Source organism: Thermoplasmatales archaeon (assembly GCA_014361245.1).
In the GTDB taxonomy this organism is placed as follows: Archaea; Thermoplasmatota; E2; order UBA202; family JdFR-43; genus JACIWB01.
The window spans coordinates 1-11970 of record JACIWB010000039.1 but is presented as its reverse complement, the minus strand read 5'-3'; the positions used below and the strand labels follow the sequence as shown (position 1 = coordinate 11970).

Sequence of the window (11970 nt, the reverse complement as noted above, 5' to 3'; positions counted from 1 at the left end):
TTTAAATAGAATACAAAGGCTTATTAAAAAGTTTTGTTGTTTTCAGGTTTTATCTCCATCTCTTTATCTCCCTTAAATATTGCTTTTATTTCATTGCTTCTATATAAATTTACCCTGCAACCTGTTGCAATTTTTATTCCAAATGCTATATCTTCATTTCCATACAAATCAACCTCGCTTATTTTCATCTCTCTTTTAGCTTTTTCTCCCATTTCAATCCCGATCTTCACATATTCATTAAAAACTTCTTTAAAGCGTGAAATGTTATATAACTCAAGGAATATATCTGAAACTGTATCTTTTAATGTCGGGCGAGCAATTCTTGCATTCCTTAATTCATTTATATCAATATCGCATAATATGCTTTCTTCCTTGAAATACTCTGTTTTATTTATTATTTCTCCATCTGGCTTGTATATCCTGCTTCCTCCCCAGAAGGATAAACCATTTTCTTCTCCAACAAGATTTGAATAACATACAAATGCTGTATTTTCTATTGCTCTTACAGGAAGAACACTTTCAAATTGCTTCCTTGTTGTGGATGGGGATGCTGATATACATACAATTAAATCCGCTCCTTTTAATGCCATTCCTTTTACCAATTCAGGGAAGAAAATGTCATAGCATATAACAATGCCTATTTTCCATCCCTTAAAATTAAAAACGGGCAGGCTTTTTCCAGGAGAAAAATAGAATTTTTCTTCAAATGGTCCAAAATTTGCAAGAAAATTTTTGTTATATATCTCCACTCCCTCTGGCTTAACAAAAACAGCGGAATTATATATTATCCCCTCTCTTTCTTCAACAGGCATTCCAAAAATTATTCCTTTTTCTCCACATATTTCTTGAATACTCATTATTGATTTTCCATCTTTTCCCTCTGCAAGAGAAAAAATTTTCTCTCTTCTTATACGCTGTTAGACAAGTGCGATAGCACCAGCCGAGCGAAGGAAGCGCGGAGTTGCGAAGGTACGCAAAATAACGGGCTGGCTAATTATTTACCTATTTCATTTTCAATTGCCTCCTCAACTTTTCTTTTCGCCTCTTCCAGTAGTTCTTTTGCTTTTCTTCTTGCTTCATGGGATTGTTGAACAAGTGAGGCGATTTTTTGTTGAGTTTCATCAGGTATAATGGGAATTAAAATTCTCTTTAAGGATTCAGTAGGCACGGCAGTTAAAATGGTACCCGCACATTCTTTTTTAAGTTGGAATTGAACAACAATACTCTTCGATAAAACTAACAATACTTGAGGGAGAATTTTTATAGCTCTAAATTGGAAAAATCCGGTAGAAGCTAAAGAGCCCTCATATTCTTCATTTACTAAGGCTACTTTTTCTAATGAACCTTCAACACTTGAAATAATTACATCGTTTTGCTTCAAAACTCTTCTTGCTCTACTTGGTGCTTCTTCACCTTTTACTTCATTCGCACTATGAATTATACCAATGGATTCGTCTACATCCGCCAATTCAACATAAGAAAAAGTTTTATCTGGATATTTTGTCGGATCGAAATCTGGTTTAATACTATCTACAAAATTTAATAGTGAAGTATGACCATTAGAATACTCTATTATTTTCTCTACAATGGTATCGTAGGCCGGCTGGAAATACTCAGCATCTATCCGATGTGCTTTAAACGCTTCTGAAATATTTGCGGTATAAGAAAGTTCATATTTTGGCATGAAGTCCTTTAGTCCCAACTCTTCTAAAAGTAAGTTTTCGGCTTGGGAGTAGAGGGATTGAGAATTAGAGAAAAACTTCCACGCATCATTTACTAATTCTTTTATTTTATTTTGAGTTTCTGGAGTAAAATTTGGAAGCTTCAGATTTAAAAAGTAATCTTCATGGAATCTGGGGTGTTCTGTTCCACTTATACTCCATAAAAGAATATTTTGAACTTGAGGAGTTATCAAAAAGGAAAAAAGAACCTCTGGATAGTAATTTTTATTTTTCTGTCGCAATACTATGAATTCGGTGGAGCACAATTTTATTTTTCCGTTAAAACCTATAAAACTAACTTCTTTTAGGTAGGGTCTAAGACGAGATATTAGGACATCATTTTGAGAAAACATCTTTTTCGCAGAACCAACATCATCAGAAGATAAAGCAATTTTTCCACCACTAAGGAAGAATGATTTAACATCTGATAAATTAAAAACAAACGCTGTATCATTTAGAACATGCCTTTGTGGATCAAAAATTTGACGAACACTGCAAAAACAATCTTTAATTCTCCTTGTTCCGACTTTTTCCAAAATCTTTTTTGAAATAACATTTTCTGGGTGATAAAATTCTGGGTCAATCCTCTTTGCTCCTTCAAGTTCTGATAATTTTACAATACTTACTACAGCCATAATTTACCTCCAAAAATCAAAAGCGTTGTCGCCTTTTGCTAATTTTTCTTTGGCAAATTTAATAAATGCTTCTGCTATCTCATCTAAATCATGATCAATTTTCGGATGCCCATGTTCATCTAATACAAGTTCACCATTAGGTCTTTTTACATATCTATATTCTCCTTTGTTATCCTTAAGTGGTTTTTGATTTACAGCAAAGAATATGGGATAGTCCATCTCTTTCATAATCTTGCCATCAAGCCAGAATTCCTTAAACTGTTCTATTATCTTTTCTTGGGTTAAAACTAAGTGAATTTGCCCGCCTAGAGTTTTTTTAGAGATTTCTTTATTTAGTTTTTCAATTCCAGTGTTTAAAATTCTAATTTCTTTTTTTAGTTCTTTTTTCTTCTCATTTGAAATATCACTTTTTAATTCCCCTTGCCTTTCTTTTAAAAGAGTTTGCAGTTCTTCTAATTCTTCAACTAAAACTTTAAGTGGTTTTTCCTTTTTAATTTCCTCTGTATCCTCAATTTCCGTTTCCTCTGTTTGTTCGTCTTCTAATTCTTCTCTTGTTTCAAAATAAGTATCAATAAAAGATTTTAGCTCTTTGGGTATTTCTTCCTCATCTATTGGAGAATTCCAGCTTACATTTCGATATTTTGCTTTCAATTCTTCTATAAAATCATTCCATTCTCCCTCGTATTTTGCTTTAACTTCTTGAATTTTACGCCTTTCCTCATCCGTATATTTTCGCAAGAGTAAAACACTTGTTTTTGTTCCGGTGTGAGGCTTAAAGGTGTTTCCATGCAGACCAACAACAGCTAAAATTCTTGCTTTATCTATGATAAATCTGCGGATATATTCAGTATTTGTATTATTCAACAATCCCTGAGGTAAGACTATTGCCATCCTTCCACCAGGTCTTATAAACTGTAATGAACGTTCTAAGAAGAGGATATGCCGACCTATTTTGTTTACTAATTTGCCATTTTTCTCTGCCAGTCTGTAAAGCCTTAGAATATTCCTTTCTTTTACTGTGCCTGCAAAAGGGGGATTGGTCATAAGAATGTCAAAATCAAAATATAAAAATCTATCTTGATTATCTCTATCTTTTTCTGGGTCTTCAGGGAATCTTAAAAGTCGTGGTCTTAAACCTGCTTTTACCTCCTCGTTCCAAATGAGGGGGTTTAAGGAGTTTCCATGGGGACCACCGCCAAAGATATGGGACTTGCCATCTCCCACTATCAAATTAATAGCTTTTGCTATTTTAACCGCCTCTTTGGCAAAATCTATACCATAGATTTTCTCTTGTGCAAAATTCTTAGCTGGTGTAGGAAGCTCCTTGCCGGTAATTACTCCTCTTGCTATCCACATAACAGAATGCAAAAGAAAACCTGCAGAACCACAAGCAGGATCTATGAGATATTCATCATGTTTAGGGTTTAGCATCTTTACAACCATATCTACAACAGGTCTTGGCGTAAAGAACTGTCCTTCTTTCTTTTTAGATACCTCAGGAATCAAATACTCAAAGGCTTCATCAATTATCCTTAAGTTTGAGTTAAACAATTTTATTTTTTCTAAGAATGACACACAAACCTTCAAATGCTCATCCGTTAACTCTATTTTGTCCGTAGGTTCAAATACTCCCGGCCAGGTTCTTTTAGCTCCCTCGAGTAAGTTAGTTATAGCTTTCTTTAGTTGTTGGGGGCTCCTGTCACCCACAAAAAATTCTAATTGATAGTTTGGATCATTAATACCCTTCCACTCGTCATAAAGCTTAGCATAAATCAATTTAAAAATTTCATCAAAAGCCTTAACCCCCGCATTACCTAAAACGAGCTCCTCAAGGTCTAATATAATCTTTTTTAGCGTGGTTTTGCCTTGTTTTAGTTCGTCGTGTTCCTCTAACCATTTAAGCGTCCACCTTTCAGTTAATATATCCCGTAGAGTTTCTGAAACTTTAGGAATTCTTGGTATTTCTACAAATAGATTAGGTTCTTCCCTATGGAGCCTTATTATTTCATTTCCATTAGACCAAACACCAATAGGAGCTCCCTCTGCATTACAATAACTTTTAAGTTGCTCTAAACCTGCGCTCCTGCTTGGTCTTTTTACTTCAAACAAAATATAGTAATGTTCTAAATCCTCATGATAGACTACAATGTCCGCAGCTCCAGGTTCTATACGGGAGCCAAAATAGATAACTTTCTCCATATCTATTCGTTCTTTAGGATAACCATATTCAGTAAGCAATCTATAAATCCAGAGTTGTCTAACTATTTCTTCAGGCTTAGCTATTCTTAATCTGTCTTTGATTTGGCATTTAATAAAATACTTCTCATCCTGCTCTGTTATTAATCTCTCAATAGCATTTATCTCATCTATACTAAACAATGACAATCCATGCTTTACATCTGGTGCCGAGAATATTTTTTGGATTTTTTCACCTGGCATTTTATTTGCCTCCATATTTTTATATTCTTATTCTTTATATATTTTTTTTATTTCACTCCGCCATTTTAAATCTAATTCTAACGGTGCCTTCATGATTTTTCCTAACCTCTTGCGGATAAAAAGTTGTGGAGTATTTAGGCAAAGCATAGCGAAGCCGTATGTTTGCTATCAGACTTAGTTGCCTCATTTATTCACTCCCATAGTTCTTTCTCTATCAGTTTCATGTATTTATTTACATAGAACATATCAGGTTCATGTTTAGTTGGTCGGACTCTAATCTCGAATTGAGGGTTACTCGGATTATTACTATCAAATAATACTAAACCTATTCCAAAAATCATACATAAGGAATCTAATTTTGCAATGTCATCTTGACAAGAATTCTTTGGGATCACTATGTAGGACTTATGACTAAACAGTTTATATGAACAACCCTGCCCAAATGCAGTAATTAAGTCTTTTGTGTCTGCTTTAATCTCTGCAGAAACTATTTCAGTAGGTGCTTCAACGATGTCTCCTCTACGTGATTCTCGCCTTCCTATTACATCTGGCGTTCCCCATTTGCCTCCAAATTTATTTCTTCCCAGAGGTATTGCTTTTGTGCATTCTTCCATTTCATTTACAAGCCAGTTTGCAAAAGGTTCATAGAAGTTCTCTTCTCTAACCCTTACAGTCTCAGGAGGAACCTTTGATGCTTTGCTGATCTCTCTCTCCTTAAATTTAACATGGCGAAAAAGTCCGCGCGCAGGCTTATAAATTTCATCAGGTAAACGATCCTCCAAATTCCAAACCACTCCATGAATGGTGTTAACAGGAATTTCTGGAAATTCTTTTTTTATTTCTCTCACAAGTTCTGAGTAACGAACTCCGTCAGAATTGGATTCAAGTATTTCTATTGCCTTTGCTTTGATTTTTTCTATTCTTTTTTCTTTTCTTGTTGTCATATTATTACTTCATTTAGCAATTACGTTTAACACTCATTACTAGATGCAACAGCGATTTTTATATTTTACTCCTTTATTTCTAATCCTCTTTTACCTGTTTTTCTAGCTTATCTATATGCTTCTTTAATTGTGCCCTCTCTTCTTTATCAAACACCAATTTCATTTACCATTTTGCAAGTGAAGGAAGTTGACGAAAAATCAATTTGGGTGACAAGGAGCGATGCCCTTTTATCGGATGTTATATGAAAGCGAAGGACAAGGTTGCGAAGCAATTGCAAGAGAGCGGGAAGCCAGCCAAACTTTTTAAGCAAATATTGTAAATACATTTTTTGACATTGCATTAGCTTTCATTTGATTATCAGCTGTGATAAATATAGCATTATACTTTAAAACATCATCCATAATTCTTTCATCTCGTTCAAGATTTGATAACCCTTTTGGTATATCTTCAACTCTGCCTGGTCCTTCCAAATTTATTCTTCCTATTGATGCAAATTTTGCCAGTCTCCCAAATTCTTTTTTCCCACCTCGTGTATCGCATTCTCCTCTCACAACAGGAGGAATAATTATAGTAAAATTCTCAAAAAATTTCCTCTTCTCAAGGTCTTTTGATAATAAACCTCTCATAATTATATTGCTATCTGGCACAAGGTAACCGCAATAGTATCTAAGAGTTATGCCCGCATCTTCAATAAATTTATTGCACGAAGGACATTTCGCTTTAGACATAGCATAAGATATTGCTCTGTTTGTTTCCCCACAATGGGGACATACAAGAAAAAGGGACTTTACAGTTAGATTCCCTTTATTGAATTCTTCAATGAAATCTTTTGATAGTAATTCTTCTCTAATAGGAGGTATCTCTTTCTTCGGTTTCCCATTTTTTCCTTCTATTTCCCAAATAGTCTTGAAAGACTTCTTAACAAACCAGGGCCATTGTTTGCCCGATGCATACCATTTTTTGAGCCATTCTAAGGTTTGCTTGTCTCCAGCATTGCCAGAACCTATAGATAAACCATCTATTTGAAATTCAGGCTCATTGTTAATTGCCTTTATGACAGCCTCTCTTATTCTTTTAGAGATTAAAGATGCTGTTTTTGCCTCAAGATATTTATTCTCTGAATTTGTAGTTACTACTATTTCCGCTCCCTGCTTTTCCAAAAATTTCAAAAACCGTTTTAATGTAGGTCCTACTCCGTAATCATCCAAAACAACTCTGCAATCTTCGATTTTAGCTTTCCTAAGAAAGATAGACAAAATCTTTTGATAAACTACGTCCATGATTTTATTTAAGTTATATTTATCTACATGCCAAGGGGGAACTTTTTCAATAAGAAAATCCAGCCCTGAACTTCTCAAATGGTCTAGCTTTTTGAAGATTTCATCCCAATACTCGAATTTATGCCTTTTCTTTGTATCTGCAGGACCTACCAATAAATCAATTTTTTTAAAGATCTCCTTTGGAAAAATTACGCCAGTAAGAACGGTATGCCCTATAACTTCACCTTTTCCAGTTTCATCTAAACCAATTAGAAAGTCTTTTGTGGGAAGAACATAAGATGACCCAACTAAAGAAACAATATGATCCCATGCGGCGAATACTGCGGGGTCATTAGAATTTGAGGGTGTGCTATAAAGTGTACCTTTCTTATAATATGTAAATGTAGAATCTGAGAACTTAATTCGCCATTCTTCGTGTGGGCTTTTAATTCCCTCTTCGATGCCACCATTTGCTAAAAGGTATTTTTTAATTTCTTCTGCTACGCTATATTCAATATTTTTCCAACTACGACCTTGCATATTCTAAGTTACCCCAAATAGTGGGATCTAGCATTTCATATAACGTTTTCGGTGTATGGAAGTTAGCGAAGTGAACCACATACACCATGTTATAAGCCGTTCGCCATTTTTAATCACTCGTAGAAAACTTTTACCCATTCTCGTAGCCACCATTTATTTCCTTCTTCTTCAATGCATTTCATTTCCTTTAAGTCTTTCAATATCCTATGTAATTCTCTTCGGTTCATTTTAGGACGATTATATTTCGAAAGCTCTTTGTTTACTAAGTTTAAAATTACGTCCCCTTTAATGCAGTTTTCCGAATCTTTATTTAACCACATGGTCCAAATAACCACAGCGTGCCTCTCCGTAATTTCAATAGTCAACATTGAGCAAATTTTGTTCCAAACAACAAGACCTGCTAGGGGGATTAACCAAGGTACAGCAATAGCTCCAGCAACAGTCAAAATGCTTTCACTCCCCTCTACCAAAAGTTTTCTCCAATTCAACCAAATATTCCCAGGTTTAGTGCTACGTCCACCACCCACCCCTCCTTGTCTTATTATGATTAACTCCATTCTAAGTTCCATTTCAGGAGGAGTTATCTTCAAAAAGTGATTTATTATTCCTGAGGATATTTCCTCTTTGTTTTGAATGTCATAATTTTGGATTACGCCTTTGACTATGTCCGTTAACTCTTTTCTTTTTTCTTCTGCTCTTTCTTCAAGTTTCATCTTGATACCTCCATTGACTTAAAGCGAATGGCGTATAACGTTCTTGGGCTTTGCGAAGCCGCCGCAGGCGGTTTGGGCGAAGTGCCGAAGGCAATTTGGGCGAAGCATTTGGGCGAAGATGCGTAGCACCGTAGCCTTTATCTGCTGTTATATGACCCGAAGGGCGAAGCGTTTCACTTGGCGAATTAAAGTTTCGTTGATAGTTTCTTTTCAACATAATCTATCCCCTTTCTAGTGATTATATTTTCTTTTCCCTTACGATAAATCTTAGCTTCATTGTCTAACCAGCGTAAAACAGTTGTAATGTGAGCAGGTGACTTGGTTTTTATCCATTTTTTTAGATCGCTGGTTAAGACATAATTGGGATGCCTTTTATAAAGAATTAATAAAATTTTATCAGACACACTTAAATCGGGGTTCAAAATTTTAATATCTTCTCCAAATTCTTCTATGATAGGTACCTTTCTTTCCACAATTGAATTAATAATTTTTTGTGCTTCAGTCGCATCATTGCTGTAATACAAACGTACAAATTCTGCCATAATCCAGTCACAACTAGATACAACATAAGTAGCATCCATAAGATTTGGATTTAATTCTCCAACATGAGCTACTCCTCGCTTGCTTCTTATATCGTATATAGATTTGAGAATTCTCGGTACATGAATTCTTATGGAATCAGGATATTTATCCTTGGGCAAATTTTCTAAATATGTTATAAGATCGTTAATGTTAATCTCTCTATTGAAGGAAGTATAGCTCCCTTTAGTGATATACTCTAAGATTCTAAAAGCGACTTCTACAAATTTAGCTGAATTAAGTTGACTAGATTCATATTGCCCAAGGAAAAATTTTTGTTTTAATTCTTTATAACGCCTTAACAGATGTTCAACTAAATCGGCATCGATCTTGCCAGAAAGAATCTTCTTTATATTCTCCATTATTCATCCACTTTTTTGGGCAATTCTTTTTCTACAAATTCTTCGCCTGTAAGAGTTAACTTATAGTAACCCCTTCCAGGCCCACGAGTTAAATATGCCTTCTTACCGCTAGCTACTACCTGTATATGCTGCGTTACATTTCTAGGTTTAGAGATTTTTGCTTCCTCATAACAATCGTTAATATCCTTTGCTGTAAATTTTTCTTTCTTTTCTCTCTTTTTCAGCCAATAAGCAAAAACAACCACAGTTTCGTTATGGTGTTTTGGGTTCTTCCGTTTATAGAATTCGGCTAAAGAGAGTCTGTCCAACTCAATTTTCTCTTTTTGAATTTCTGGGGTGATAATTTTTTCTGTAGATGGCAACTCCGTAGGAATCTTCGATATTTCTTTTTTGAATTCCTCAATGTATTTTTCAACAAACTCCTTATCTCCCTCTGCCTCAATTTCACGCTCGCCGAGTTTTATCCTGATTCTATAGTTTTGTTCAGTCATTTTAAGACCACCTTTATTTTTATATGACAACGGTCTATTTAAACCTTTATTAGCTTCGCCCAGAAAAATGTCCCTAATTTAAAATAACGGAACTATTTCATTTATGCTCTCAAATTGGTATTTCGCGAAGTACTTCATTTAATGCACAACTTTTAGATGAAGTTGCTGTCATTATTATTCCTGCTCACGAGGGCATCCTATATTTGGTCTATCAATTAATTGACCGTATGTCTTTGCAAAGTTTGGATTTATCTTTATAGCCTCATCATAGCATTTGATTTCTTCATCATATTTTCCAGCAGTAATAAGCTTGATTATTCTCCTCTTTTTAGACATTCTTATTCCTCATCTAATCATATATTTTTTTCATTTATATATTTTTCCTTATATATTTATGAACCTTTCATTGCTCACTTTGCTATAGGAAGAAATAAATTCTTTTTTAGTATATCTTTTCATGCTGAGTATAAATGAAGAAGAAGTCCTCAATATCATATTGAACTTCATAAGAGATTACAGGGAGAAGAGCATGAGAGATAAAATTGTTATTGGTCTATCTGGCGGCGTAGATTCATCTCTTGTTGCAAAATTAGCTACAATGGCAATAGGAAAAGAAAATGTTCATGCTATTTTCCTTCCAGATATTTCAACTCCTCTCGAAGATTTGGAGCATGCTCGATTTATGGCAAAAAGTTTAGGCATATCCTATAAAGTTATTGATTTGTCACCAATGATGCATTCAATAACAAATGCATGTGGTGAAATGGATGAGATTACTCTAGGAAATATAAAAGCAAGGCTTAGGATGATATTTCTTTACCAGTTTGCGAACTCAAAAAATGCACTTGTTTGCGGTGCATCAAATAAAACAGAACTTATGGTTGGGTACTTTACTAAATATGGGGATGGAGCAAGTGATATTCTTCCAATAGGTGATTTATATAAAACACAGGTATATCAGCTTTCCAGATATGTTGGGATACCACAGGAAATATTGAAAAAGCCACCTACCGCCGGCCTGTGGAAAGGTCAAACAGATGAGAAAGAGCTTGGCATAACATATGAAAAATTGGATAAAATATTGTATGGAATAGAAAGACAGAAAAGTTTTGAAGAAATATCAAAGATAGCGGATGTAAGAATTGAAGAGGTGAAAAGGATATATGAAATGGTTAAAAAAACAGAGCACAAAAGAAGATTACCTGTTATCCCAAAAATATCATTCCGCACAATAGGAATTGACTGGCGCTTTCCTTTATAAATTTTCCTCAAGCTCTTCGTATTTCTTTTTCAATATTTTTAATGCTTCCTGCAATGCTTCCTTTGCAGATATTGAGTCATCTGTTTCATATTGCATTATTATCCTTTTTTCGTCTCCCTCTACTTTTATAGCTTCTAACTTACACACTTCTTCGCAACTTTTGCAAAGAGTGCAATCTATCTCATTTTTAACTATAATTTTGTTGTTTTTAATTTCAAGTATATTTTTTGGACATGCATTAATGCATTCACCGCATAAATTGCATTCCTCGCTTATCCTTATTACTGGATAATACTTGTATCCTATCCCGCATATTGCCTGCCACTTTGCATGCTCCTTCGCTGTACCAAGTATTGCCTCCGCCTCAAGTATAAGGCGTTGATTTTTTATTAGTTTTACAATAGGTATATTTTTATCAACAACCTCCCACATCGGGTCTTCCGCTCTTAAATCGCCAGAATAAACAGTTCCTTCCCCTTCCTTGCTCAAAGTATAATGAACGGTGCATGAAGGGCATCCTTCTCCATTGCATGAACACTCACTCTTTGGAACAAGCAAATCAAGTTTTGTTGGAAGTGGCAGCATAGCAAGGCGGTGGGCAATTATCTCATCAAAAAGAGCTGAAGTATTGTCATATATCTTCACATTTTCTATCGCAAGCTTCGGAATATCTGAAATAAGAGTTCTCCTTATAGCGTTCACAAAATGAGGGGTTGTATCCTCAAACAAAATTTTTGCATAATTATCTTTTAACTCAAGAAATGAAAGTTTCATACTCTTCGCCCGCGCCTCCCTCCTTTTTCCCTGCATCCATCATGAGGCAAAGGTGTAACATCTTCTATTCTCCCTATTTTGAAGCCAGCTCTCGCCAGCGCCCTGATGGCTGCCTGCGCCCCTGGCCCGGGGCTTTTACTCCTTCCCCTTCCTATTCCCCTTACCTTTATATGCAATGAATCCACTCCTTTTTCTTTTAGCTCCTCAGCTACTCTCTGGGCTGCGACCATTGCTGCGTATGGTGATGGCTC

At 35.1% G+C, this 11970-nt stretch carries 12 protein-coding genes; 1 reads left to right on the top strand and 11 read right to left on the bottom strand.

What is annotated here, in order from left to right:
- Positions 1–23: 23 nt before the first annotated feature.
- The 9 genes from H5T45_06225 to H5T45_06185 form a co-directional block, all read right to left on the bottom strand.
- Complete coding sequence (locus H5T45_06225) at positions 24–857, bottom strand: carbon-nitrogen hydrolase family protein (protein MBC7129307.1); 834 nt, start codon at positions 855–857, stop codon at positions 24–26.
- Positions 858–994: 137 nt separating this feature from the next.
- A complete protein-coding gene (locus H5T45_06220; protein MBC7129306.1) occupies positions 995–2356 on the bottom strand; it encodes a restriction endonuclease subunit S in 1362 nt (453 codons plus the stop codon).
- A gap of 3 nt (positions 2357–2359) precedes the next feature.
- On the bottom strand, positions 2360–4810 hold the full coding sequence (locus H5T45_06215; GenBank protein ID MBC7129305.1) for an N-6 DNA methylase: 2451 nt from the start codon (positions 4808–4810) through the stop codon (positions 2360–2362).
- Positions 4811–4986: 176 nt separating this feature from the next.
- Complete coding sequence (locus H5T45_06210) at positions 4987–5739, bottom strand: hypothetical protein (protein ID MBC7129304.1); 753 nt, start codon at positions 5737–5739, stop codon at positions 4987–4989.
- Between the two features lie 303 nt (positions 5740–6042).
- Positions 6043–7539 (bottom strand): hypothetical protein, encoded by a 1497-nt coding sequence (locus H5T45_06205; protein MBC7129303.1) that lies wholly within the window; start codon positions 7537–7539, stop codon positions 6043–6045.
- Positions 7540–7652: 113 nt separating this feature from the next.
- Positions 7653–8252, bottom strand: a complete 600-nt coding sequence (locus tag H5T45_06200) for a hypothetical protein (protein MBC7129302.1) — start codon at positions 8250–8252, stop codon at positions 7653–7655.
- A 185-nt stretch (positions 8253–8437) separates the two neighbouring features.
- Positions 8438–9193 (bottom strand): hypothetical protein, encoded by a 756-nt coding sequence (locus tag H5T45_06195; GenBank protein ID MBC7129301.1) that lies wholly within the window; start codon positions 9191–9193, stop codon positions 8438–8440.
- Positions 9193–9714, bottom strand: coding sequence for a hypothetical protein (locus tag H5T45_06190; protein MBC7129300.1), 522 nt, complete (start codon positions 9712–9714; stop codon positions 9193–9195). The genes H5T45_06195 and H5T45_06190 overlap by 1 nt, the downstream gene beginning before the upstream one ends.
- A 144-nt stretch (positions 9715–9858) precedes the next feature.
- Entirely contained in the window at positions 9859–10020 is a 162-nt protein-coding gene (locus H5T45_06185) for a hypothetical protein (protein ID MBC7129299.1), read from the bottom strand.
- 121 nt (positions 10021–10141) lie between these two features.
- Between H5T45_06185 and H5T45_06180 the strand changes: the two genes are divergently transcribed.
- Positions 10142–10945 carry an NAD+ synthase gene (locus H5T45_06180; protein MBC7129298.1) on the top strand — a complete coding sequence of 268 codons (804 nt, stop codon included), beginning with the start codon at positions 10142–10144 and terminating at the stop codon, positions 10943–10945.
- Here H5T45_06180 and H5T45_06175 read toward each other — a convergent pair.
- Complete coding sequence (locus H5T45_06175) at positions 10940–11755, bottom strand: DNA-directed RNA polymerase subunit D (protein ID MBC7129297.1); 816 nt, start codon at positions 11753–11755, stop codon at positions 10940–10942. The genes H5T45_06180 and H5T45_06175 overlap by 6 nt on opposite strands.
- Positions 11716–11970: 30S ribosomal protein S11 (rpsK, locus tag H5T45_06170; protein ID MBC7129296.1), on the bottom strand; the 255-nt coding region annotated here is incomplete at its 5' end. The genes rpsK and H5T45_06175, both read right to left, overlap by 40 nt.

Excerpts from the sequence above, each read along its gene's own strand:
- H5T45_06205 (MBC7129303.1), bottom strand. The coding sequence starts at position 7,539 with ATGCAAGGTCGTAGTTGGAAAAATATTGAATATAGCGTAGCAGAAGAA.
- H5T45_06220 (MBC7129306.1), bottom strand. The coding sequence starts at position 2,356 with ATGGCTGTAGTAAGTATTGTAAAATTATCAGAACTTGAAGGAGCAAAG.
- H5T45_06175 (MBC7129297.1), bottom strand. The coding sequence starts at position 11,755 with ATGCAGGGAAAAAGGAGGGAGGCGCGGGCGAAGAGTATGAAACTTTCA.
- H5T45_06210 (MBC7129304.1), bottom strand. The coding sequence starts at position 5,739 with ATGACAACAAGAAAAGAAAAAAGAATAGAAAAAATCAAAGCAAAGGCA.
- H5T45_06195 (MBC7129301.1), bottom strand. The coding sequence starts at position 9,193 with ATGGAGAATATAAAGAAGATTCTTTCTGGCAAGATCGATGCCGATTTA.
- H5T45_06200 (MBC7129302.1), bottom strand. The coding sequence starts at position 8,252 with ATGAAACTTGAAGAAAGAGCAGAAGAAAAAAGAAAAGAGTTAACGGAC.
- H5T45_06185 (MBC7129299.1), bottom strand. The coding sequence starts at position 10,020 with ATGTCTAAAAAGAGGAGAATAATCAAGCTTATTACTGCTGGAAAATAT.
- H5T45_06215 (MBC7129305.1), bottom strand. The coding sequence starts at position 4,810 with ATGGAGGCAAATAAAATGCCAGGTGAAAAAATCCAAAAAATATTCTCG.
- H5T45_06225 (MBC7129307.1), bottom strand. The coding sequence starts at position 857 with ATGAGTATTCAAGAAATATGTGGAGAAAAAGGAATAATTTTTGGAATG.
- H5T45_06180 (MBC7129298.1), top strand. The coding sequence starts at position 10,142 with ATGCTGAGTATAAATGAAGAAGAAGTCCTCAATATCATATTGAACTTC.